Genomic DNA, 22,190 nt, shown 5'->3' on the forward strand with positions numbered 1-22,190 from the left:
ACCGACCCACCATCCTCTGAGGTAGACGGTGCTATGGGTTAGTTGCACAGCCCAAGGTCGGCATCAGCGAGCGCCGCGACCGTCGTATCGCGGGCGTTGACGGCGGGATATCGTCACTGGAGACGATATCGAAGAGCGTCGTGGGTAGCAGAGGGTCTCCCGGGATTCGGGTTCGTGTGAGGGAACGAGCGTACACAGCATGGAGATACGAGTCACAATGACGACCGTCCTCTCAATAAGCCGATGCGCCGCGTCGGACAATCATTGACTATCCGTTTCGATTCACAGCCCGGTCTAGCAGCTATTTGCCAGTAACGTACTCATCGGGTGGACGACTGTCGCCGCTGGCTGTCGGGACGCTGGTCGAATCACAAGCACCAGTCTATTTGCGGACGATGTTTCCAGATCGTGGAGCCACACGATACGCACCTCGATACTTCGTTATCGAACGCTTCCCAGAACCAACCGAATACAGATGCGTTCTCGAAGAGAGTGCTCGCTGTTGTTCGGGTAGGTAATCCATAGCTCACTACGAAGAGGAAACAGATACCATCTATTGAGATTTCATAGATTGTTATCCATGTAGTACCAGATGGGGATTTTAGGGGACTGCAAATATAGATATGCCAGAAAAATGCGGAACTAAAGGGGCCGAATTAGGGCATAAGAACGCTTATCGAGAAGAGGAGAACGTTGATACCGTGGGCGGTCGTTCGGCTGCTGTGAGCGAGAGTGACACCGAACGAAAGGTCGTCAAGACCTACGTTCCGGCCCATCAAAAAGAGCGGTGGCGCGAGCACGCCGCCGAGCTGGAGATGAGCCAGAGTGAGTTCGTACGGCTGATGATACAGGCTGGCCGGCGCGATTTCGACCTCGATGGCGAATCGGAGGAAGGCGGTTCTGGCGACGAAACCCCTGGGGTCGATGGCCTCGAAGACCGGGTGCTCGACGTTCTCGACGACGGCTACTGCTCGTGGGATGAACTCGTCCGGTCGCTCACCGACGATATCGAGGAGCGACTCGAAACCACACTCCAACGGCTCCAGCGCGAGAACCGCATCCGCTACAGCGGCCGCCACGGGGGCTACACCGCAGGGGACGATGGCCGCTGAGGCGATCGACGACGCGGTCGGCTATTTCATCGAGGATCTCGAATACCACGGTCGTTCGGAGCGCACGCGTGAGGCCTACGAACGGGTTCTCCGTCGGTTCGAGGGGTTCCTCGCTGGCCCTCGATGCCCGAACGAGCGCTCGCTCGCACCCGCCGAGGCGGGTCAGCGCGAGTGCATGGCATGGGTACATTCACTGCGGGAGTCACACAGTCAGAGTACGGTGGCGACCTACGCATCGTATCTCCATCGGTTCTACGCCTATATGATGCAGGTCGAGGCGTTCGATTCGAACCCGATGGCGCTCGTCGTCGAAGAGATGGACGAAACCATCGAGAAAGACCCTCAGCGTCGGGAAATCTCGCTCTCGGCCATGCGTGAGTTCGTCGCGGGAATCAGCCACCCGCTCGATCGAGCCGTGATCGTCGTACTGCTGAAGACCGGGATGCGCGTCGGCGAGCTCTGTAACCTCGATCTCCGCGATCTCGTGCTCGACGACGCGGATCTCGACGAGACGTACTCGTTGGGTACTCGTGGCCAGTTGAACGATCGGGCCGAATCGCTGTACGTGGCGAACGACGTGGGTCGTGGTGACGTTATCAACGGAGAGCAACGACACGCGTCGAACAAACGACGGCGTGCGACGATCGTGCCGGTCGATGCGGAGCTCCGCCGCACGCTTCGGCACTGGCTTGCCGTCCGGCCGAACACGATCTCGGCCGCCGAACCGTTGTTTCTCAGCACCAGAGACGACTGGGGTGAGCGTCTCACGCCCCCGATGGTGCGCTCGATCGTCACCAAGCACGCCCGTTCGATGGGCTGGTATCAGTCGGGGGGCGACGCGACCGAAAACGTCACTCCACACTACTTCCGTCACTTCTTCACGACGCATCTCCGTGATCGGACCGGCGATCGCGGCATCGTGAAATATCTTCGCGGCGATGTCGCCGACGATATCATCGATACATACACCCATAACTGGGGTGATCGCGTCCGTGAGCTCTATCTCGACAAGATATACGATATTCTATAATTCTTGAGATTGTCGCATTTCGAATTCATACATCACATGTTGCTATACAGATCTCGGCGGCGAGCGGTCGATGATCTCGAGCTGTGAACCGCCAGCTACGTGCGATCATGGCCTCTCAAGCGAGCGCGAAGACTAACCGAAGATGACTGGTTTTCGCGATGCTCTACCGACCCACTGGGATTCGGCGGCTACTGCTGGTCAAGAAAACGATATCCGATGGGCGACAGATATCGGCTCTCTATCGGACATAGTGTTTCAGACGAACCCTCGTGGGGTTAACCCATCGCGCATGAGCAATCTACCTGCAACTTCGTGATGGCATGGCTTGAACTAGAGAACATGTTCGGGAGTACATATATTATCACGGCAGAGCGACGTTCCCGACATGGCCCTCGAATTCCCGTGGTGGCTCCGACTCGCCCACGTCTTCAATCTCCTCTTCATGCTGCTCTTGATTCGGAGTGGGATCGGCATCATCGGCGCACATCCACGATTCTACTGGAGCGACGACGCGATCCCTGGGACGGAGTGGCTTCGCACCGGTGATCAAGAGCGACCGACCAACATCGACAAAGAGCGGATCGGCGGTGAGGACGAACAACGACGGCCGACCGCGACCGAATCCATTTCCGGGGAGGCCACCGACGGTGGGGTCAGCATGGAGACGACCGAGCTTCCGTCGTCAGAGCGCTCGTCGGGACGGACGTCCAAGCGAGTGTCGAAGGAGAAAGAGGGAGTGTGGACGGCCGAAGACGAGGCCGATCCGTATTCCTCGTGGCTGGCACTCCCCGGAAAGGACAATCTCGGCCTCTCGCGCCACTGGCACTACTGGGGCGTGGCCGGCTGGCTCATCACGGGCGGTCTCTACGTCGTGTTGCTGTTCGGCACCGGCCAATGGGATCGCTTGGTCCCGACATCGTGGTCGATCTTCCCGCAAGCGTTCGACGCGCTAGTGACATATGCACAGCTACAGATTCCGGAAGCGGCTGGCTACAACGCGCTCCAGCAGCTCACGTATTTCGCCGTCATCTTCGTCCTCTCGCCGCTGATGATCGTCACTGGTGTACTGCAAGCGCCGGCGATGCGAGCTCACTTCCCGAACTGGTTTTCGCACATCCGCCAGAAAGTGCGGTCGATCCATCTTCTCGGAATGCTCGCGTTCGTCGTCTTCATCGTCGGCCACGTGGGCCTTGTCGTCGCCCACGGTTTCAGCGAGCAGATGGCGAAGATCATGCTCGGGAGCGCCGACGCGTCGCACTCGCTCGCGCTCGCGCTCACGGCAGTCTGGATCGGTGGCGTGGTCGCGTTCCTCGTGATCGCCGACCGGGCATCGCTCAAATGGCCAATGCGGACCAAGAAACTGCTCGAAATCGGCCTTGATTCGCTGTTGAAGCGCGTCTTCCACCACCACACGGATATCGTCGACGAGGAGAGCGAACTGCAGACACCCTCGGAGTTCGCTCGCGTCAACGGGAAGGCACCACGGAACGACACGTATCGGGCGCACGTCGCCGAGGACTTCGAGAACTGGCAGCTGACGGTCGACGGGCTTGTCGAGAACGAACTTGAATTTTCGCTCGACGAGCTCCAGGAGCTCCCCCGACAGTCACAGACGACGCGTCACGACTGCATCCAGGGATGGACGTACGTCGCCCAGTGGGGTGGCGTCCCGGTCAACGAACTCATCGATCGCTGTAACCCGGCCGAGGAAGCCGAGTGGGCCGTCTTCCACACCCTCGACGAGAAGTGGGAAGAGCCGGACGTCGACGGCTACTACTACGAGGCGATCCGGATGGACAAGGCCACCGAGCAGGGGACGCTGCTCGCCGACGAGATGAACCACGAGCCCCTGCCGATCGCTCACGGCGCGCCGTTGCGCCTGCGCATTCGGACGCAACTGGGCTACAAGATGGCCAAATGGGTCACGCGCGTCGAGTTCGTCGAGGACTTCGACGACATCGGCAAGGGCCAGGGCGGCTGGCGCGACGACGTGCTCAACTACTTCCCCAACAGTGCCGACATCTGATCGCGATCCCGGGAGAGCGTGGGTTCACCGATTCCGTTCACCATCGGTGGTTCGGGTTCGGCAGCCGTGAGCGGGACGGACTGGGATAGCGGAACCGTACCAACCGAGAGCGGATCGCCACGATCAAAAAACCCCATCCGGAGCGCTATTGCTGACGTACTGCGTGACTGGGACCCGATCTACTTCGCCCTGGTCATGGCGACGGGCATCGTCTCGATCGCGACGCGCTTGCTCGGTCTCCGTCCGCTCGACATCGCGCTCTTTGGCTGCAGCGTGCTCGCGTACGTCGTCATCAGTGCGTTCACGCTCGCGCAGATCGGGCGTCAGCCGTACTCGGCCGTTCGCGATCTGACGAACTACGATCGTGCAGTCGGTTCGTTCACCGCGATCGCGGGAACCTGCGTGCTCGGGAGCCAGTTCGTCGTCTTCGACGTCTCGATACCAATCGCGACGGGGCTGCTCGCGGTCGGCGGCGGACTGTGGTTCGTGCTCGTGTACGCGGTCTTCTTCGGTCTGACCGTCCGTGATGTCGATCAGCCCATCGACGAGGCGATCGACGGGAGCTGGCTGCTCGCGGTCGTCGCCACACAGTCGGTCGCCGTGCTGTCCGGACTGCTCGCGCCGGCTTATCCATCAGCGCTTCAGGAGCTATTGCTCGTCGCGTTCGGGCTCTACGCGGTCGGTGGGATGCTCTATCTGATACTGATCACGCTCGTGTTCTACCGGATGACGTTCTTCGCATTCGATCCCCGCTCGGCGACGCCACCGTACTGGATCAACACCGGAGCGGTGGCGATCACGACGCTGGCCGGTGCGATACTCGTGGCCACCAGCGGCGACTGGGCGTTTCTCGCCGCTCTCCGACCGTTTCTGGTCGGATTCACCTTTTTCTACTGGATGACGGCGACGTGGTGGATCCCGCTGCTCGTCGCGCTGGGTGTCTGGCGACACACGATCGGCGGGCTTGCCCTTCCACACACGCCGGCAGGGTACGATCCGAGCTACTGGGGGATGGTGTTCCCGCTCGGGATGTACACGGTCAGCACCTACCGGCTGGCGGCGGCGACCGGACTTGACACGATCGGTGTCATCCCGCGATATTTCGTCGTCATCGCCGTTCTCGCCTGGCTACTGGTCGCCGGTGGACTGGTCCGACGTGGGATCGTGCGACTCTCGAACACCCGTGGATGATGCGGATCGTCGACCCGGATGGATCCATCGCTGACGATCGGAGAGGAGGGGCTGACCAACTACCACGAAGCGCTCCACGGCCCGAAATCCCACCAATCTTGTATGCGCTCGTCACCTGCAGACGGCAATGGTGCCGACAGAATCGTCAGCCGTAACCGCAGTCGCCCCCGGAAGCGTGACGCCGATCTTCGTCCCACCGCGCACCTCACAGGACGGATCGTTCGGCGTGAGTTTCGCCATCGAGGACGGCGTCGAAGCGACGGTCGAACCCAGCGACGAGATATCGATCAGCCTCGACGGGGAGCCGACCGCCGTCGAACCCGTCGAGAACGTCCTCGACCGGCTGTCGGTCGCGGCGGCAGTGTCGTTGTCGGCGTCGATACCGGTCGGCTACGGGTTCGGAGCCAGCGGTGCCGCGACCCTCGCCACTGCGCTGGCCGCCAACGAGGCGTTCGATCTCGGGCGAGATCACGAGCAGCTCCTCGACGCGGCCCACCACGCGGAGATCGACGCCGGGACGGGTCTCGGCGACGTCTTCATCCAGGATCGTGGCGGCCTCGTCTGGAACACCGGCGACGGCATCCAGCGCTCGGAGTCGTCGGCCGAACTCGGATACACTGCGCTCGATGGGATCGCCACCAGTGCCGTCCTCGACGACGAACGGACCGTCGAGCGAGTTCGCGAGCACGGACAGGAGGGGCTCTCACGCGTTACTCCCGGACAGTCGCTGCGAGAGCTACTCGAACTGTCGTGGACGTTCGTCCAACGGACCGGTCTCGCAACCGATCGCGTCATCGACGAAGTACGACGCGTCGAACGGGATGGGGGTGTCGCGAGCATGGCGATGCTCGGCGAGACCGTCATCGCCACCGGGACGCGAAACGTCCTCGAACGAACGACTCGCATCACGAACGAGGGCGCACGCATCACTGAGCTGTGAGCGAACGGATGGCTGATCCTGAGCTACACTCGCCAGTGGATGGCGAGGAGGACGCATTCGTCGGTGGCGTCGATGGCGATCCGACGAGCAGAACGATCAAGACGAACCGCCGACACCGGCATGCATGGTGAACGACGGGCGGATCGCGGTCGTCCATTTCGTCGGACGGATCGCGGACGGGGCGGAGGCGGGCACGGTCTTCGACACCTCCGACGTCGACGTGGCGCTCTCGGAGGAGATCTACCACGGCCATCGCGACTACAAACCCCTCGAATTCCGGGTTGGTGCGGGCGAGGTCGTCGCCGGTATCGACGAGGCAGTAGAAACGATGGAGACCGGTGAGACGAAGACCGTCCGTGTCGATCCCGAACGAGCCTACGGAACGTATGATACTGAGCGCGTCGTCGAGGTCCCGCGGGACGAACTCGAAACCCGAAACGACGTCACTGCCGAGGAGGGCGAACTGGTGAAAAGCGATACCGACGAGACCGGCTGGATAACCGACGTGACCGACGAGGGAGTCGTCATCGACTTCAACCACGAACTCGCGGGCCAATCGGTCGAGTTCGAACTCCGCGTGATCGACGTCTGCGATCCGGAATAACGGCCGATCGTGCCCTGTCGATCAGCTCCCGCCGTCGGTGGTGCTGTTACCTGACGTGGTGGACGTGTTTCCACCGACTGTGGTCTCGCCGGAAGCGTTTCCGATCGTGGTTGCCCCGTCGGTTTCGTTTCCGCTCGTCGCGTTCCCATTCGTTGTGTTGCCACCAGTCGCGTTTCCGCTGCTGGCGTTGCCGCCGGTTGCGTTCCCGTCACCGCCGCTCGTGACGGTCACGTCGACCGATTCGGGCATGTAGGCGTTGCTGCCGTAGCCGTCCTTGTTCCAGGGGTACTTGTCGTCGGTGATGCCCCGGAGGTTTTCGTCCGGCTTGGAGATCGTCGCCGGCTGGGTGCGTCCCTCGCCGTCGGTCGCCCGCGAGACGAGCGTGTAGTCGCCGGGGTCGGCGTCCCAGCGATAGCGGTACTGTCGCCACGCCGCCGGGCCGGGGCTCGGGCCGAAGAACTCCGCGTCGTTCCACGTCTCGCCGCCGTCGGTCGAGATCTCGACGCCATCGACCTCGTCGTCGCCGGCCCACGCGACCCCGACCACCTCGACGGTACCGTCGATACCGGGACTCACCGTCGCGTCCTGTCCGGGATAGCCGATGAGCGATTTCACCAGCTGGTCGTACATGTACGCGTTACGGATCTCATCGGTGTTCTGCATCTGCTCGTGGACGTCGAAGGTGTCGATCGACTCGTAGCGTTTCGGCTCCTCGTCCTGAACCGGGATGATCCGGTAGGAGCTCTGCTGCCAGTGGGTGTAGGTGCGGTCCTGCTCGCCGTTCCACTGGGGTCCGTAGAGCATCTTCTCCATGACGTGCATCCGGCCGAGCCACTTGACGTTGTTACAGCCGTACCAGCCGGGAACGATCAGGCGGACCGGAAAGCCGTGTTCGGCGGTCAGCGCGGAGCCGTTTCGCTCGTAGGCCAGCATACAGTCGTCCGTCGCCTTCTGCATCGGAATCGACCGCGCGAAGACGTCCTCGCCCTCGGGGGCGTCATCGCCCATCACCGAGAGCCACATCTCGTCGCTCGTGTCGGCCCCGTACGCTTCGAGCACCGCACTGAGCGGCGTCCCGGTGTAGCGGGCGGTGTCGGTCGCCCCGAACGACCACGGGTTACCAGCGACCTGCGGCTCGAAGTACGACCGTCCGTTGCCCGAACACTGCATCGTGTGGACGACCGACTCCGTCGGGTAGTCGCGTTTCAGCTCCTCCATCGAGATCTCGGCCTCGCCGTCGGACAGTCCCGTGAACGAGATCGTGTGCTCGGCCTCGTCGATCTTCGGGGAGTTGTAGTGACTCCGGATATATTCCGAGTCGACACCAGTGAGGAAGCTCGTGTACGTTGCGAGATCGTCGGCCTGTCCGTTCGGCGGCTCGGGTGAGAGGATCTCGAGACCGGGATATTTCTGCTTCAGCTGTTGTTTCGTGTAGCTGTAGCTGTCGCCCGTCGCTCCGCCCTCGGTGGTCGCCTCGGCCGTTTGGTCCGTGGTTTCGCCGGCGGTCGCCGTCTCGGCAACGGTCGTCCCGGCTGCGCCGGTCGTTTCGTTGCCACCGGACTGGTCTCCACCACCGCAGCCGGCCAACACCCCTGCACCGGCGGTCACGCCCGCCGCCGCGAGATAGCGTCGTCTGCTCAGATAGCGTTCACTCTGCGATCGGTCCGTCGCTGGTTCGTCGTCGGTTTCGTTTTCTGTCATGATATGTTCGTTCGCCGTCGTCACAGAGCCGTCATCCGTTACTCGGAGACCGTGACTGTCCCGACCATTCCCGAACTAGTGTGTGGGATGCACACATACGTATAGTCACCGGCTGTTTCGAAGGTGTGCTCGTAGGTTTCGCCCTCCGAAACGACGGCGAAACTGTCACCGTTGTCGTAGGACGCGAACGACTCCGCATCGTCCGGGATGCTGACCTTGTCGCTGTCCTGTGGTCTCGCGCTGACGTTGTGGCCGGCGCTCTCGAACTCCCACGTCACCGTGTCGCCGACCGAAACCTCGATCTGTTCCGGTTCGAAGACGAGACTGCCGTCGGGACCGGCCGCGACCGTCTTCCCACCGCTACCGCCTCCACCGGCTGTCGCCGCTCCGTCCGTCGACGTGCCGTCCGAAGCGGTTCCGTTGTCAGCACTGCTCCTACCGGTCGTTCCGTCACCACTGCTATCGCTCCCACCGCCCGTTTCGGTACTGTCGTTACTGCCACTACCGGAACTTGTGCCGCTGCTACTACAGCCCGCACCAGCTGCGGTGATGGCTACTGCTCCGATGCCCGCGATGAACCGTCGTCGACTCGTGCGTTCCATCGATTCGTATCACCAGTAGGGCCGATAAAAGGGGTTGTTTGGCGTGCGCTAACTTTGCTCGACGCTGTGACGATCGATGCAACGGTTCGACCTGACCGGAACAGCACCTGCCCGATGGGTCAGTCGCTCCGATGAAAATCGATGGACAGAGAGCCGCTCCGCCGTTCGACGACCGTCTCCCGTGGTTCAGTGCGCGCGATCGGCCGGCCATCTCTGAGAACGAGTGCGCGCGGGGCCCGCGTCCGGAGCGTGTTGAACGCGTCCGGACTGTGGTAGAGTACGAGCGAGCCCCTGTTGCCCTCTTCGAGCCCGTACCCCTCCACATCGAACACGGTCGCGTTCGCGTCGGTTAGCATCTCCCAGATCGTCTGCACGTCCTCGTGGCCGTTCATGTGTGCGTAGTGAACCAGGAGGTGGGCGGAATCGAGCGGGTCGGCCTTCCCGTAGTGATACCAGGGATCCATCACCGAATCGTGGCCGATGCCGACCGTCACGCCCGACTCGTGGAGCTCGTCGATCCGCGTGTGCCCGCGCCGGCGCGGGTAGTCGTCGTAGCGCCCCTGGAGGACGCTGTTGTCCGGCGGGTTCGTGATGACGCTCACGTCGCTTTTGGCCAGCAATGAGATCAGTTTGTCCGCGTAGGCGTCCGGATACGAGTGCATCGCCGTCGTGTGACTCGCCGTGGTTCGCTCGCCGATGTCGTGCCGGTGGGCCTCGCTCGCGAGCACCTCCGTCATCCGGGAGCTCGGATCGTCCGTCTCGTCGATGTGGAGATCAAGCTGGATGTCGTGCTTCTGGGCGATCTCGACGGCGGTTTCGACCTCCTTCACCCCTTCCTCGCGCGTGTGCTCGTTGTGGGGAATGCCGCCGACGAGGTCTGGACCCATGCTGACGGCCTCGCGGAGGAGGTCCTCGTTTTCTTCCGCCGTAAAGACGCCCTCCTGCGGGAACGCGACGACCTGGAGATCGACGATGTCACTGACCTCCTCGCGCAGTTCGAGCAACGCCTCGAACCCGGTGAGCGTCTCCTCGGTGACGTCGGCGTGGGTTCTGACCCGCGTCACGCCGTTGGCCGCGAGCCACTCGATGACCTGCTCGGCTCGCTCTTTGACGCCGACGGTGGTGAGCTCCTGCTTTCGCTCGCCCCAGAGCTCGATCCCCGCCGCGAGCGTACCGACGTCGTTCCAGCAGGGCTCGCCGGCCGTGAGCGCCGCATCGAGATGGATATGTGGCTCGATCAGCGGCGGTGTGACGAACTTTCCGGCGGCGTCGTAGCGCTGGTCGCTATCGAACGCCGACGGATCGCCCTCGCCGGCCGGCACGATCCGGTCGATCGTCCCGTCCCGGATCTCGATGTCCACCTCCTCGTCGGTGCGAGTCGTCGCACCCGTCACGATGAACGACGCCATGTCCTCCGTACAGCGCCGACGGCGAAAAGTGCGTTGTTGGCGAACGACGGCGAACGATTGTTCAATGTTAGCGATCTGAAAACCAATAAAACATCACGAACAGCCAATTTCGTTCCGCTGCGAAGCGGGTTCGGTCAGTTGCCACTGCTCTACGCCACTCGTGCGAGCAGTCGCTCCCGGAGCACGAGCAGACACGGCAACACCGTCATGCACGCGACGAACGCATAGACGATGCTCAACCCCGTCACGATGCCGAAGCGCTGGAGCGGCGGCGACAGCGCCAGCGCGAGCACCCCGAAGCCGGCCGCGGTCGTCACCGCGCTCCCGAGCAACGCGCCGCCGGTGCCAGTGAGCGTGGCCGACAGCGTGTCCGCCAGGGAATCGTGGCGCACGCGCTCGTCGACGAACCGTTCGCTGACGTGGATACTGTAGTCCACGCCGAGGCCGATCGCGAGACTCGTGATGACGACCGTCTCGCTGTTGAACGGGATGTCGAGGGCGGCCATCGTCCCGAGCAGCCACGCGAGCGCGATCAGGACGGGTACGAGCGCGATCACCCCCAGCCCCGGCGTTCGGCTTCGCCACCAGTACAGCCCGGCTAGCAGCCCGAGAATGACCACCAGCGTGATGGCGAACCCTTCGACGAGCGTCTCGAACAGCGCGCTCTGGACGACCGCGGTGATGACCGGCCCGCCCGTTGCGGTGGCCGTCACCGGCGCGTCCCCTTCGATCGTCGACGCGACGTCCCGCACGTCGCCCGCGACCGTCTGGGAGGAGGCGTTGCCCTGGACGCCGACGGTCAGCCTGGCGGACCGGTACGAGCCGTTGTCGGCCCGGGAGAGCACCGACGACGCCTGCTCCGGCGCGGCATCGAACAGGAGGTCGTACACCGCCGCCGTATCCCGGTCCGGGAGACCGTCACCGTCCGTATCGCGCGTTGCGATCGCGTCGGCGACCGTCTCGTTTTGCGCGGCGACGCTCCGGAGAACGGACGACGGGCTCTCTATCGCGGCCCGTCCGTCGGCACCGACGACGATCGCCCCGCTTTGGCTGGTGTCTTCGGCCGCCTCGTCGGCGGCGGTCAACAGCGCCGGTGCGGTCACGTTCCCTTCCAGCAGTATCTGTCCGTCCGAATCCTGACCGCGCTGGCGGAAGTTCTCGCTCAGATAGTCGAGATCCTCGCTTACGTCGTAGTCACCGGGCGCGAACGGGCCCGGCAGCGAATCCATCCACGCTGGTGCGTCCTGGGGCAGGAAGTCGGCCTGGTTGAACTCCGTGTCGATACCGGTCGCGCCGTAGGCACCGCCGGCGGCGAGTACCACCGCGAGAACGACGACGAAGATCGGTGCGCGCCGGGCGAGCGTGGCCGTTCCCGAGAGCAGCCGGCGCAACCACCCCGAGCCGACGCCGACGGCGGCGTTCCGTCGATCCCGGCCGCGACGATCGAAGAACCGTTCGAGTTCGAGTTTGAGCGCCGGGACGAGCGCCGCGAAGACGACGAAGATGGCGACGATCCCGACACCGCTCAGGATCGCGAAGTCCTGGATCGAGCCCAGTGGACTGATGTAGTTCGAGAGGAAGCCAACGGCCGTCGAGAACGCGGCGGTCGCCAGCGCGAGCACGACGCCGGCAACCCCGGCGCGCATCGCGGCCGTAGGATCGCGTCGCTCGACGGATCCGTCGTCGGTGTCGAGGATGCCTTCCCTGGCCTCGCGATAGCGCATGACGACGTGAAGCGAGTAGTCGATGCTCAGACCGATGAGCAGGAAGGGGACGGCGATCAGCGTCGAGTTCGACGGAATCCCGAGCCAGCCTTGGATACCGGCATACCAGACCAACACGACGGCGACGCCGAAGACGCTCACAAGCACGTCCATCAGGTCACGGTAGGCGATCGCGAGAACCACGAGCAGGAGGACGATCGCGATCGGCGTGATGATCGTGAACGTATCACCGATGGCCTGGGAGGATTCCTCGTCGATGATGCCCTGCCCGAAGACGAACGCGTCGGCGAAGCGGTTCTCGACCAGCGCGTCGATCGCCACCTGTGCGTCGTTGACCTCCTCTTCAGTCGCCACCGAATCGCCCGGGGGCGTCTGGAAGACGAGGGTAGTCCGCGCGTCGGCCTGTGTCGTGCCCGGTTCGTACGCCGTCGGCAGGAACTCGGCCGGGTCGTCGCCCGGAACGGACGCATCCGGATCGAGGATGCGGCTGAGATACGTCTCGACCTGTGCGTCGGATCTGGATTCGAGGGCGGCGATCTGCTGATCGAGCGTCGGTTCCGTCGACCGTTCCGCTCCCGGGCCCGCCGTAGCGTTCGCGGTTGTTCCGTTGGACGCGGTCCCGTTGGAGTCGTCACCACCCGCGGCGTCGGCGCGCTCGCTCTGCTGGTGGGCGTAGGCGACGTTCGCCACGATGTTCTCGATACCGATCGCTCCCGTCTCCGCGCGCAGCGTCGCGTTGATCGATTCGTTGTCGTGGAACTGTTTCTGCAATCGGAGACTCTTCAGGAGAGATTCGCGCGTGAGGACGTTACCGCCGTTGTCCCTGACGACGACCTGCGAGACCACCGCGTCGTCGGTCCCGTAGGTCGCATCGATGCGATCGAGCGCCGCCTGCTCCGGCGAGTCGATACCAGCCTGGCCGATCTGACCGTCCTCCGTGGTGCCGACGACTGCCCCAGCGCCGACGATCGCGGAGACGACGAGCAGCAGGGCGATTATCAGCCGACTCCGCGAGACGAGGAATTCCGCGTAGCGGGACGGAATGTCGCGTTTCATCGGCTCCCGTTCCTATCCATCTCGGAAACGACCGCACGATCCCGTTCTCGATCCGCCGTTGCGTCTCCGTTCATACCCGTCCTCCGAGAGGAACTGATAAGGAGCGATGGAAGGCTCCCAGAACGTGGGAGAGCCGTTCCGATCGGGCAGAGACGACACTTACGAACTGTGACGAGAAGATGGTGAGAGGGGGAGAGGTCTACGTCCGATAGAGCCCGACGATCATGACGGCGAACCCGGCACAGATGATCACGCTTTCGAGCAGCATGCCGAGCGTGATCGACGCGCCGCCGAGGTGGTGGAACGCACCCACGAGAACGGTGCCGAGGGTGATGACCGCCAGCCCCAGCGCGAAATACTGGAGTCCGGCGATCCGCGTTCGATCGTAGGCTCTGTAGGCCATCAGGGAGACGACGCCGCCGAGAACGAGCGCGGTGAGTTTGACGACGAGCAACGACGCGACGAGGGGGTCCATCACGACTCCTCCTTCATCGCCGACCAGAACGTGGCCAGTCGATCCTCGGCATTCGTCTCCGGACGCGTCACCGACATGGTGAACCCGCCGTCGTCGTCGACACCGATGGTGATCTCCGAGAAATCCCGCTCGTAGAGCGTGACGTTCGGCCCGTCGCGGCGCACCTCCGTGTACTCCCTGACGAGGCCCGATTCCCGGAGCAGTTCGAGCTTGCGATACACCGTCGAACTCGACAGTTCGCACTCGTCGCGGAGCTCGCTCGCGGATTTCGGGCTGTCCAACAGCGACAGGATCGCCCGGCAGTGATCGTCGTCGAGCGATTGCAACACCGTCTGGAGCGAGGGGTCATCGGGGTCGTCGGCCGTCAAGCGAGCCATTGCTGTGGAGCCGTCCGTGGTGTCCGTGTTCGACGGGATCAGTGATAACCGGTTCGACCCGACGTGGTCACTCATTCGAGGACTCCCCCCACGATTTCGCTCCGGGCGTCGGCGTCGATCATCGCTGCTATCGCTCGTTCTTTCGGTGGCTGGGGTATAGTGGTCTCGGTCGTTCCCAGATCGCCGGAATGGCACGATCCCGGTCGTCGGGCGAGTCGCTGGCCCCAGCCCGTGGCACTCCCACGATCTGGGACTCCTCCGATGGGGTTTATATCCCACCCCCGAACGGTCCGATGATGACGAACGGAGTAACCGGACGAACCCACCCGAGGGATGCCGAACGAACGACTGAAAATCGACAGGCAGGCCAAGGAACGAAAGCCACGTCGACGAGCGAACGGTCAGACACGAGGGGGCGCGGATGACGAGCGTGCTCGACGTGGCGATGACCATCCACACGATCTTCGCTGCATTGTGGACGGGTGGCACGCTCGTCGTTGCGGGTGCCGTCATCCCGGCTGCGCGCAGCGAGCTGCTGAATACGGACGGACTGGCGCTCGTGACACGCCGATTTCGCTATCTCACGGCCGCGTCGGTGCTGCTGCTGTTGTTCAGCGGTGGCCATCTCGCGGGGACGCTCTACACCGCCGAAACGCTCCAGACGACGGGCCGGGGAAACCTCGTCCTGACGATGGTCGGCCTCTGGCTCGTCCTCGCAGTCGTGCTGTTCTTCGGGTTCCGTCGCTTGTCCGGCAGTCGATCGAACCAGTCGGCAGTAGCCGCGGCAACGAACGCACGACCGTGGTTTCTCGGGGCGAGTGTCGTCTCGATAGCGCTGCTCGTCGTCGCCGGGCTGCTGTGAACTGATTCGAAACTCGTCGTTCCGAACACTCCCGACGGATAGTCGGAAAACGGCGTCGCGATCTCGATGCGCAAGCGCTAACTACTGAAGAGTACCACCGATCGATATGCCGATCACCGACGAGGAGTTCGAGCGGTATCAACGGAACGGCTATCTCGTCGTCGAGGACGTTCTCGCCCCCGACGAGGTCGAGTCGGTCACGCAACGCCTCCGCCAGTACGTTCGCGGCGAGCGGGCCGAAGACGAGTTCTCGGGGTGTGTCTGAGTGAGCGTCGCGGAGCGGTTTCGGTCGTTCACCGGCAGTATCGGACCGACGTGGCTCGCGGGGGCCATCGCGGCGGGTCCGGCGACGATGGCCAGCCTCATCACCGGCGGTGCGAGCTTCGGTTACACGCTGCTCTGGGTCGCCCTGCTCTCGGCGATCCTGGGTGCGGTGTCACAGTATCTCGCCATGCGACTTGGCCTCCTCACCGAGGCGGGCATCGTCGCCGTCGTCGAGGAGCATCTCGGAAACACGTGGGCGTGGCTGCTCGTCGTCGATGCCGTACTCGCCGCAGGACTGGCACAGCTCGTCATCATGAAGACGGTCGCCGGCGTCTCGGCGACGATCACCGGCATCGACGCACGCGCCTGGGCGGTCGTCTGGGCACTCGTGCTCGCGGCCGGGCTCGCTGGCGGTGGCTATCGCCTCGCCGAGACGGGCGCGAAACTGCTCGTCTCGCTGGTCGTCCTCGCCTTCCTCGCCTCGCTGTTCGTCGTCCCGATCGACCTCTCGGCGGCGGCCGGCGGGCTCGTCCCGCGGATCCCCGCCGGCGTGGACGGCGCGCTCGTCGCCGCCGGCATCCTCGGCGGCGCGGTCCACGTCACGCTCGTGACGATGCAGTCGTACACGATGGACGCGCACGGCTGGAGCCGTGACGACATCGATCTCGCCCGGTTCGACGTCGGTCTCTCGATGCTCGGCGCGTTCGGGATCTACAGCCTCGCCATCTTCCTCGTGGCCGCGTCGGTGCTCCACGGGCCGGGTGTCTCGGGAGCCGAGCTGACCGCGACCGCGGCCGCACAGGCGCTCGGCCCGCTCGTCGGCGACGCCGCGAGCTGGCTGTTCCTGGTCGGTCTCTGGGGCGCGGCCGTCTCGACGCTCGGCGCGAACACGGTCGTTCCGCCCTATCTCCTCGCCGACAAGTTCGGCTGGGAGCGCGACGTCTCCGACGACCGCTACCGGGCGGCTATCGTCGTCGTCGCGCTGGCGGGTATCGGCGGCGTCTTCATCGGCGGCGAGGCGTTCCCGCTGCTCGTGCTGACGCTCGCGTTCGGTCTCGTCGGCACGCCGTTCGCGCTCGCAGTCGTGCTCTACCTGCTCAACGATCGGCAGGCGGTGCCGGAGACGAACTCGACGCTCGCCAACGTCGGCGGGCTCGCACTCGTCGGCGTCACCGCCGTCACGGCCGGCTCGTTCCTCCAGGGACAGGTCGCGAGCGGGCTGACACCGGTCACGCTGTTCGTGCTCGCGTTCGCCGTCGTGCTCGCGGTCGCGACGGTGCTGTTGCTCGCGCTGTTCGTTCGCGAGCGGTTCGACGGCACCGACACGACCGCCGAATCGATGGGGTAGATCGGTTCTCGCAGTTCTTCTTCGGTCACTGGACGACGATATACGGATTTTCGAGACGACCCGGAGTCGCATGCAATTGTTTCACTTACATAGTTCGCGATTCGTGACGAATATCACGACTGAGTTGACGTTTGTTGTCTTGAGACACGATAGACAGCCGGTTAGCGAGATCAGTGCGCAATTCTTTCCGTACTTGGGCAAATACTGCGGGGTAGTTTCACATGGAATCGGAGAACGAACCGCCATCGACCGGCGGTGTCGACCCGTACGTTGCAGCCGACACCAGCATGACCGAACTCTCGGTGAAGGCGGTCCTGCTGGGGCTCGTGCTCAACGTCGTTCTGATGGCGGCAAACGCTTATCTCGGGCTGCGTGCCGGGCTGACGATCAGCGCTTCTATCCCGGCAGCGGTCATCAGTATGGGACTGTTCTACGGCCTCTCGCGCATCGGCATCCAGGGGACGATCCTGGAGAACAACATCGTCCAGACGATGACGTCGGCCGGCTCGTCGCTGACCGCTGGCGTGATCTTCTCGCTCGCCGGCGTCGCCTTCCTCGGCGAGTCGATCGATATCGTCACCACCGCGGCGGTCTCGCTGCTCGGCGGGATCCTCGGCGTGCTGTTCATGATCCCGATGCGGCGCTATCTCATCGTCGAACAGCACCAGGAGCTTCCCTATCCCGAGGGGACCGCCTGCGCGGACGTGCTCCAGGCGGGCGAACACGGCGGGCGCGGCGTCCGGTTCGTCTCGATCGGGTTCATCGTGGGCGCGCTCTACACGGCGCTCGCGAACATCTGGGGCGTGATCCAGACGACGATCCAGGGGGCGTTCTCGGTGACGAACACCCGCGGGTTCGCGCTCGGCGGGGACTTCACGCCCGCGCTCGTCGGCGTCGGCTACATCATCGGGCCGCGCATCGCGGCGTACATCCTCGGCGGCGGGCTGGTCTCGTGGATGATGCTGATCCCGCTGCTCGTCACCGGCGGGATGGTGCCACCCGACGCCGCCGGTGGGACGCTGTTCGAGCAGGCGAACGCGGTCTGGAGCAGCTACGTCCGCTACGTCGGTGCGGGAGCGATGATCGTCGGCGGACTGTACGCGATCGCGTCGATGCGCTCGACGATCCTCGACGCGATCCGGCTCGCGGGCGCGGAGTTCAGCGAGGGACTCAACGGGAACACGGATCGCAAACGCACCGCTCGCGACCTCCCGATGGCGATCGTCGTCGTCGGTGCGGCCATCGTCGCGATCTTGCTCGTCGTCATACCCCAGGTCCGCGTCGGGCTGCTGGGCGCGCTCATCGCGGTGCTCGCGGCGTTCCTGTTCGTCGCGGTCTCCTCCTATCTCGTCGGCGTCGTCGGGAGTTCCTCGAACCCCGTCTCGGGGATGACCGTTGCGACGATCCTGATCGCCGCGGTCGTGCTCCGCTCGACCGGCGTCTCGGATCCGGTCATCGTGCTCGTCACGGGATCGGTCGTCGCCATCGCGGCCGCGGTCGCCGGCGACACCTCACAGGACCTCAAAACGGGCTATCTGCTCGGTGCGACGCCGCGAAAACAGCAGATCGCCCAGCTCGTCGGGATCGGGCTGTCGGCGCTGTTCGCCGGCGGGATCATCGTCTTCTTCAACCAGGCCTACGGGCTCGGGAGCCAGACGCTCCCCGCGCCCCAGGCCGGGCTCATGGCGCTGATCGCGGAAAGTGTCCTCAACGGGACGGCGAACTGGGGGATGGTGCTGATCGGCGCGACGTTCGCGGCCGTCCTCATCATGATGGACGTGCCGGTGTTGCCGTTCGCGGTCGGGATGTATCTCCCGATCAGCCTGGCGACGCCGATCTTCCTCGGCGGCGTGCTGAAAGCCATCGTCACCCGCTACGTCGAACGAACGGGTGACGAGGAGGCGACCGAGCGCGCGACGCTCAACGGCCGCATCGTGGCCGCGGGCCTGATCGCCGGCGAGGCGATCATGGGCATCGTCGTCGGCGCGATCCGAATCCTCGGCGTCGGCTCCGGCGGCGAGATCCCGTTCCCCGTCGGCATCGGCGATCAGCTCTCGCTGTGGCTCGGCGTCGCCGCCGTCGGCGGGCTGCTCGCGTTCATCGCCGCGAGCACGATCCGGGGCGCGAGGGAGACCGAGAACGTCGAGGAGCTGTACTAATCATGTCCGAAGCCGAGTCGCAGGTACGACGCCCGATCCGGACGACCGAAGATTGGGAGTGCGAACGTGTCGATGGCGACCCGAGCGTGACGATCCAGCGCCCGCGTCAGCCACGGAACCGCGTCGACGAACTCCTGTTCGATCTGTTCGATACGCCGACCGAGCGCGAACTCGAACTCGACGCGGTCGGCAGCATCGTCTGGCGTCACTGCGACGGCGAGACGACGACGGCCGCGATCGCCGACGAACTCGCCACAAGGGTACCCAACGAGCGGATCGAACCCGTTGACGAGACGCTCTCGTATTTCCTCGCGCAGCTCTCGGAGCTCGATCTGATCCGCTACGCATCCGACTGATCGGATCGTTTCGAACGGCTCGAAAATCCCCCATTACGGGGTGATGCAAAGAGGAACGGTGAGGTAGGTATCGTCAGTCGTCTTCGTCCTCGCCGTCTTCCTCATCGTCCTCGTCGCGATCCTCGTCATCTTCGTCGTCCCCGCCCTCCCCGCTGGCGGCACCGACGAGCGCGGTGAGATCGAGATGCCCGTCGCCGTGGTAATCGGGTTCGCCGATGTCGCGCGCGGTATCACGAAGCAGGTCCTCGACCGCCGCGACGCTCATTTCAGGACGCAACGATCGCACGAGTGCGACCGCGCCCGTCACCTGTGGGGCGGCCATCGAAGTGCCGGCCTTGAACCCATAATCGGGCGAGACGTCGCCGTTCTCCTCGCTATAGACCGTCGAGAGCACGAGATCGTAGAACCACTTCGGGGAGTCCGCGTCGCCGTCGTTGGCCTCGTCCTGGGCGTCGGGATCGAAGTTCCCGCCGGCGGCGCTCACGTCGACGACGCTCCCGCCATACGTAGTGTATTTCGCCGGCTGTGTCGTCGGTTTGCGGAGGTTTTCGGGTTCGAGCGCTTCCTCGGCCTCGATCTCGTCGTCGAACTCGTCGTCCCAGATGTAGCCGATGGGGCCCGTCGCCGACACCGAGAACACACCGTCGGCCTCCGTCGGCACGCCGATCGTCTCCTCGGGATCGAGATCGACGGCGGAGTTGCCGGCCGAGTTGACGACGACCGTCCCCTGCTCGTTCGCGTAGCTGGCGGCGCGGCCGTACAGTTTCTGGATCGCGACGAGTTCCGGACTCCTGTTCCCATCCGTCGCCGGAATGCCGAGGCTCAGGTTCGCGGCGTCGCAGTTCGTCTCGGCGGCGTAGACGATCGCCGCGAGGATGTCGCCGGTCGCCGCACCCTCCTCGCCCGCAGCGAACACGCGGAGCGCGAGCAGATCGGTTTTCGGCGCGGTGCCGAGGATCCCGCCACGCTCGCCGTCGTAGTCGTTCGTCCCGGCGGTGATGCCGGCGACGTGGGTGCCGTGGTCGCTCGCGCCGCTGGCGAAGAACCCACCGCCGTCGCCGGTGAAGTTCCGCGAGAGTTCCTCGTTCACCACTCCGTCGAGATCGGGATGATCGGGGTAGACGCCGGTGTCGATGACGGCGACCCGACTCCCCGCGCCACGGGTCGTCTCGTGAACCTCCTCGGCGAGTTCCTGGGCGTGTTTGTCCCACTGAAGCGTCCGGCGGTCGGGAACCCCCGGCGTCTCCTCGTCGTCATCGTCGCGTTCGACGGCCGGCCCGTCGTCGCCGTCCCACTCCTCGTCGTGTGGAGCGATCTCCACGTCGGGTGCGGTGGCTGCCGGACCGCCGACCTCGTCGGGGTCGCCGGCGGCGACGAGGACGTCGATGTCGGCGAGATCGTGGATGATCTCCGTCTCCGCGGACACCGCCGAGCGATCGACTTCGCGGAGATCGATCAGGAAGCGTTTCTTCCCGCTGGCGGCCGAGACGGCCGTGGTCCCGAATGCGAGCCCGGCACCTGCCATGCCGGTCAACTGGAGGAACTTCCGACGGCTATGGTCTACCATACCATCATATACGCTTACATCGATAATATAAAAAATTAGCTAATGAAATCCTATACGAACTGCGTCTCGCGGGAGTTCGCTCCGCCGGGCAACGTCGGGAGGGGGGAAGGGGAGGAGAGGTGGGAACCGCGATCGGCACGGTTTCGTACGGCGATCGGCTTTCGACAAGACTTAACCCGCGGGTACACAGGTTGCGGTATGAGCGAGAGCGACTCCGCATCGACGCAGTCGCGGACCTGCGTCTCCTGTGGTATCGACGTCTCCGGAACCAACGCCGCCGCCTTCGACTGTCCCGACTGCGGGACCCGTATCCACCGGTGTGCGACCTGCCGCAAGCAGAGCAACCTCTACGAGTGTCCCGACTGCGGGTTCACGGGGCCGTAACGATGGGGAAGGTCGCCGCGAAGCTCAAGGTGATGCCCGAGAGTCCCGAAGTCGATCTCGACGACCTCCAGGAGGAGTTGGAGGACTCGCTGCCCGAGGGCGCGAAGATCAACGGCTTCGAGCGCGACGACGTCGCCTTCGGACTGGTCGCGCTGCTGCCGACGGTGATCGTCCCCGACGACGCAGGTGGGACGGAATCGGTCGAGGAGGCCTTCACCAGCGTCGGTCGCGTCGAGAGCGTCGACGTGCAGAACGTCGGCCGGATATAGTTCGCCGTCCCGGAACACACGTTTTATACGGGCCGCTCTGCAACGCAGGCCATATGCCGAACTCCAAGGGCCCACTCAAGAAAACCCGGAACAAACTCTCCAACGACCCGCGAGAGCGTGGTACCTCGCCGCCCCAGCGCGCTATCGAGGAGTTCGACGCCGGCGATCGCGTCCATCTCAGTCTCGATCCGAGCGTGCCCGACGGGCGCTTCCATCCCCGGTTCGACGGCCACACCGGCGAAGTGCTCGACGAGCAGGGACGCGCCTACCGCGTGCGCATCACCGACGGCGGAAAGGAGAAGACGATCATCGTCACCGCCGCCCATCTCCGCCGGCAGGAATGACCATCTTCAAGGAGAAACTCGACGAGGAGTATCTCACGCTCGCCGAGACGAAGGAGCTGCTCGCCGACATCGAGGCCGAGCGCGCCGCCGACGAGGAGCGCGAGATGCGCTACGAGCTCGCCCGCGCCATCGATCACGTCAACCGCTTTGCGGATCTGACCGTCGAGGAGGCTCGCGAATTCGTCGACGAACTCGAATCACAGGAGAAGATCGACGAGTCGACCGCGTACAAGATCGCCAACCTGAAGCCCGCCAACCGCGACGAGCTCCGCGCCGTCTTCGCCCAGGAGCGCTATTCGCTGTCGGGCGAGGAGCTCGACGCCGTTCTCGACGTGGTCGCCCGCTACGACTGAGCGGGACGAGTTTAAGTGTATCCTCGGCGTAGGCGGA

General features: G+C 64.3%; 22 protein-coding genes. 15 read left to right on the forward strand and 7 right to left on the reverse strand.

Annotated features, from left to right (window positions below):
• Nucleotides 1-701: 701 nt before the first annotated feature.
• From NO363_RS05720 to NO363_RS05745, 6 genes are all read left to right on the forward strand, one after another.
• A complete protein-coding gene (locus NO363_RS05720) occupies nucleotides 702-1,112 on the forward strand; it encodes a DUF5805 domain-containing protein (RefSeq protein WP_256687516.1) in 411 nt (136 codons plus the stop codon).
• Nucleotides 1,102-2,142 (forward strand): tyrosine-type recombinase/integrase, encoded by a 1,041-nt coding sequence (locus NO363_RS05725; RefSeq protein WP_256687517.1) that lies wholly within the window; start codon nucleotides 1,102-1,104, stop codon nucleotides 2,140-2,142. Before NO363_RS05720 ends, NO363_RS05725 begins: the two co-directional genes overlap by 11 nt.
• 385 nt (nucleotides 2,143-2,527) lie before the next feature.
• On the forward strand, nucleotides 2,528-4,168 hold the full coding sequence (locus tag NO363_RS05730; RefSeq protein WP_256687519.1) for a molybdopterin-dependent oxidoreductase: 1,641 nt from the start codon (nucleotides 2,528-2,530) through the stop codon (nucleotides 4,166-4,168).
• A 195-nt stretch (nucleotides 4,169-4,363) separates the two neighbouring features.
• Nucleotides 4,364-5,359 (forward strand): tellurite resistance/C4-dicarboxylate transporter family protein, encoded by a 996-nt coding sequence (locus NO363_RS05735; RefSeq protein ID WP_256687521.1) that lies wholly within the window; start codon nucleotides 4,364-4,366, stop codon nucleotides 5,357-5,359.
• Nucleotides 5,360-5,486: 127 nt separating this feature from the next.
• Nucleotides 5,487-6,299: a GHMP family kinase ATP-binding protein gene (locus NO363_RS05740; RefSeq protein ID WP_256687522.1), complete on the forward strand. Its 813-nt coding sequence runs from the start codon at nucleotides 5,487-5,489 to the stop codon at nucleotides 6,297-6,299.
• A 124-nt stretch (nucleotides 6,300-6,423) separates the two neighbouring features.
• Entirely contained in the window at nucleotides 6,424-6,903 is a 480-nt protein-coding gene (locus NO363_RS05745) for an FKBP-type peptidyl-prolyl cis-trans isomerase (protein ID WP_256687523.1), read from the forward strand.
• Nucleotides 6,904-6,924: 21 nt separating this feature from the next.
• Here NO363_RS05745 and NO363_RS05750 read toward each other — a convergent pair whose 3' ends face one another.
• From NO363_RS05750 to NO363_RS05775, 6 genes are all read right to left on the reverse strand, one after another.
• Nucleotides 6,925-8,604, reverse strand: coding sequence for a sulfite oxidase (locus NO363_RS05750; protein ID WP_256687524.1), 1,680 nt, complete (start codon nucleotides 8,602-8,604; stop codon nucleotides 6,925-6,927).
• Between the two features lie 38 nt (nucleotides 8,605-8,642).
• Nucleotides 8,643-9,206, reverse strand: coding sequence for a plastocyanin/azurin family copper-binding protein (locus tag NO363_RS05755; protein WP_256687526.1), 564 nt, complete (start codon nucleotides 9,204-9,206; stop codon nucleotides 8,643-8,645).
• A 119-nt stretch (nucleotides 9,207-9,325) separates the two neighbouring features.
• Nucleotides 9,326-10,615: a cytosine deaminase gene (locus NO363_RS05760; protein WP_256687527.1), complete on the reverse strand. Its 1,290-nt coding sequence runs from the start codon at nucleotides 10,613-10,615 to the stop codon at nucleotides 9,326-9,328.
• Between the two features lie 149 nt (nucleotides 10,616-10,764).
• Complete coding sequence (locus NO363_RS05765; protein WP_256687529.1) at nucleotides 10,765-13,395, reverse strand: efflux RND transporter permease subunit; 2,631 nt, start codon at nucleotides 13,393-13,395, stop codon at nucleotides 10,765-10,767.
• Nucleotides 13,396-13,594: 199 nt separating this feature from the next.
• Nucleotides 13,595-13,870: a DUF7521 family protein gene (locus NO363_RS05770; RefSeq protein WP_256687530.1), complete on the reverse strand. Its 276-nt coding sequence runs from the start codon at nucleotides 13,868-13,870 to the stop codon at nucleotides 13,595-13,597.
• Nucleotides 13,870-14,322 carry an ArsR/SmtB family transcription factor gene (locus tag NO363_RS05775; protein ID WP_256687531.1) on the reverse strand — a complete coding sequence of 151 codons (453 nt, stop codon included), beginning with the start codon at nucleotides 14,320-14,322 and terminating at the stop codon, nucleotides 13,870-13,872. Before NO363_RS05775 ends, NO363_RS05770 begins: the two co-directional genes overlap by 1 nt.
• 346 nt (nucleotides 14,323-14,668) lie before the next feature.
• On the opposite strand from NO363_RS05775, the gene NO363_RS05780 reads away from it, so the two are divergent.
• The 5 genes from NO363_RS05780 to NO363_RS05800 all read left to right on the forward strand — a co-directional run bounded on the left by NO363_RS05780 (nucleotide 14,669) and on the right by NO363_RS05800 (nucleotide 19,236).
• A complete protein-coding gene (locus tag NO363_RS05780) occupies nucleotides 14,669-15,109 on the forward strand; it encodes a hypothetical protein (RefSeq protein WP_256687532.1) in 441 nt (146 codons plus the stop codon).
• Between the two features lie 106 nt (nucleotides 15,110-15,215).
• Entirely contained in the window at nucleotides 15,216-15,374 is a 159-nt protein-coding gene (locus tag NO363_RS05785) for a phytanoyl-CoA dioxygenase family protein (protein ID WP_256687534.1), read from the forward strand.
• Nucleotides 15,375-16,721, forward strand: coding sequence for an NRAMP family divalent metal transporter (locus NO363_RS05790; RefSeq protein ID WP_256687536.1), 1,347 nt, complete (start codon nucleotides 15,375-15,377; stop codon nucleotides 16,719-16,721). It abuts the gene before it with no gap.
• A 221-nt stretch (nucleotides 16,722-16,942) separates the two neighbouring features.
• Complete coding sequence (locus NO363_RS05795) at nucleotides 16,943-18,880, forward strand: OPT family oligopeptide transporter (RefSeq protein WP_256687537.1); 1,938 nt, start codon at nucleotides 16,943-16,945, stop codon at nucleotides 18,878-18,880.
• A gap of 2 nt (nucleotides 18,881-18,882) precedes the next feature.
• Nucleotides 18,883-19,236: a PqqD family protein gene (locus tag NO363_RS05800; protein WP_256687539.1), complete on the forward strand. Its 354-nt coding sequence runs from the start codon at nucleotides 18,883-18,885 to the stop codon at nucleotides 19,234-19,236.
• Nucleotides 19,237-19,309: 73 nt separating this feature from the next.
• Here the strand turns inward: NO363_RS05800 and NO363_RS05805 are convergent, their stop codons facing one another.
• A complete protein-coding gene (locus NO363_RS05805; RefSeq protein WP_256687541.1) occupies nucleotides 19,310-20,803 on the reverse strand; it encodes a S8 family peptidase in 1,494 nt (497 codons plus the stop codon).
• Nucleotides 20,804-21,001: 198 nt separating this feature from the next.
• On the opposite strand from NO363_RS05805, the gene NO363_RS05810 reads away from it, so the two are divergent.
• From NO363_RS05810 to NO363_RS05825, 4 genes are read left to right on the forward strand one after another with little or no spacing between them, the layout of a single operon-like run.
• A complete protein-coding gene (locus NO363_RS05810) occupies nucleotides 21,002-21,187 on the forward strand; it encodes an HVO_2753 family zinc finger protein (RefSeq protein WP_244699464.1) in 186 nt (61 codons plus the stop codon).
• 2 nt (nucleotides 21,188-21,189) lie between these two features.
• A complete protein-coding gene (locus tag NO363_RS05815; protein WP_007743145.1) occupies nucleotides 21,190-21,456 on the forward strand; it encodes an elongation factor 1-beta in 267 nt (88 codons plus the stop codon).
• A gap of 53 nt (nucleotides 21,457-21,509) precedes the next feature.
• The gene (locus tag NO363_RS05820; RefSeq protein ID WP_007743139.1) at nucleotides 21,510-21,800 is read left to right on the forward strand and encodes a 50S ribosomal protein L21e; all 291 of its coding nucleotides are present in this window, start codon (nucleotides 21,510-21,512) and stop codon (nucleotides 21,798-21,800) included.
• The gene (locus NO363_RS05825) at nucleotides 21,797-22,153 is read left to right on the forward strand and encodes an RNA polymerase Rpb4 family protein (RefSeq protein ID WP_256687545.1); all 357 of its coding nucleotides are present in this window, start codon (nucleotides 21,797-21,799) and stop codon (nucleotides 22,151-22,153) included. Before NO363_RS05820 ends, NO363_RS05825 begins: the two co-directional genes overlap by 4 nt.
• Nucleotides 22,154-22,190: the final 37 nt, after the last annotated feature.

The sequence above is a fragment of the Halococcus qingdaonensis genome, assembly GCF_024508235.1.
Lineage (GTDB): Archaea > Halobacteriota > Halobacteria > Halobacteriales > Halococcaceae > Halococcus > Halococcus qingdaonensis.

What these genes read in the sequence shown, in the direction of transcription:
- NO363_RS05725 (WP_256687517.1), top strand. Translation starts at nt 1,102, where the DNA reads ATGGCCGCTGAGGCGATCGACGACGCGGTCGGCTATTTCATCGAGGAT.
- NO363_RS05730 (WP_256687519.1), top strand. Translation starts at nt 2,528, where the DNA reads ATGGCCCTCGAATTCCCGTGGTGGCTCCGACTCGCCCACGTCTTCAAT.
- NO363_RS05735 (WP_256687521.1), top strand. Translation starts at nt 4,364, where the DNA reads ATGGCGACGGGCATCGTCTCGATCGCGACGCGCTTGCTCGGTCTCCGT.
- NO363_RS05740 (WP_256687522.1), top strand. Translation starts at nt 5,487, where the DNA reads ATGGTGCCGACAGAATCGTCAGCCGTAACCGCAGTCGCCCCCGGAAGC.
- NO363_RS05745 (WP_256687523.1), top strand. Translation starts at nt 6,424, where the DNA reads ATGGTGAACGACGGGCGGATCGCGGTCGTCCATTTCGTCGGACGGATC.
- NO363_RS05750 (WP_256687524.1), bottom strand. Translation starts at nt 8,604, where the DNA reads ATGACAGAAAACGAAACCGACGACGAACCAGCGACGGACCGATCGCAG.
- NO363_RS05755 (WP_256687526.1), bottom strand. Translation starts at nt 9,206, where the DNA reads ATGGAACGCACGAGTCGACGACGGTTCATCGCGGGCATCGGAGCAGTA.
- NO363_RS05760 (WP_256687527.1), bottom strand. Translation starts at nt 10,615, where the DNA reads ATGGCGTCGTTCATCGTGACGGGTGCGACGACTCGCACCGACGAGGAG.
- NO363_RS05765 (WP_256687529.1), bottom strand. Translation starts at nt 13,395, where the DNA reads ATGAAACGCGACATTCCGTCCCGCTACGCGGAATTCCTCGTCTCGCGG.
- NO363_RS05770 (WP_256687530.1), bottom strand. Translation starts at nt 13,870, where the DNA reads ATGGACCCCCTCGTCGCGTCGTTGCTCGTCGTCAAACTCACCGCGCTC.
- NO363_RS05775 (WP_256687531.1), bottom strand. Translation starts at nt 14,322, where the DNA reads ATGAGTGACCACGTCGGGTCGAACCGGTTATCACTGATCCCGTCGAAC.
- NO363_RS05780 (WP_256687532.1), top strand. Translation starts at nt 14,669, where the DNA reads ATGACGAGCGTGCTCGACGTGGCGATGACCATCCACACGATCTTCGCT.
- NO363_RS05785 (WP_256687534.1), top strand. Translation starts at nt 15,216, where the DNA reads ATGCCGATCACCGACGAGGAGTTCGAGCGGTATCAACGGAACGGCTAT.
- NO363_RS05795 (WP_256687537.1), top strand. Translation starts at nt 16,943, where the DNA reads ATGGAATCGGAGAACGAACCGCCATCGACCGGCGGTGTCGACCCGTAC.
- NO363_RS05800 (WP_256687539.1), top strand. Translation starts at nt 18,883, where the DNA reads ATGTCCGAAGCCGAGTCGCAGGTACGACGCCCGATCCGGACGACCGAA.
- NO363_RS05805 (WP_256687541.1), bottom strand. Translation starts at nt 20,803, where the DNA reads ATGGTAGACCATAGCCGTCGGAAGTTCCTCCAGTTGACCGGCATGGCA.
- NO363_RS05810 (WP_244699464.1), top strand. Translation starts at nt 21,002, where the DNA reads ATGAGCGAGAGCGACTCCGCATCGACGCAGTCGCGGACCTGCGTCTCC.
- NO363_RS05815 (WP_007743145.1), top strand. Translation starts at nt 21,190, where the DNA reads ATGGGGAAGGTCGCCGCGAAGCTCAAGGTGATGCCCGAGAGTCCCGAA.
- NO363_RS05820 (WP_007743139.1), top strand. Translation starts at nt 21,510, where the DNA reads ATGCCGAACTCCAAGGGCCCACTCAAGAAAACCCGGAACAAACTCTCC.
- NO363_RS05825 (WP_256687545.1), top strand. Translation starts at nt 21,797, where the DNA reads ATGACCATCTTCAAGGAGAAACTCGACGAGGAGTATCTCACGCTCGCC.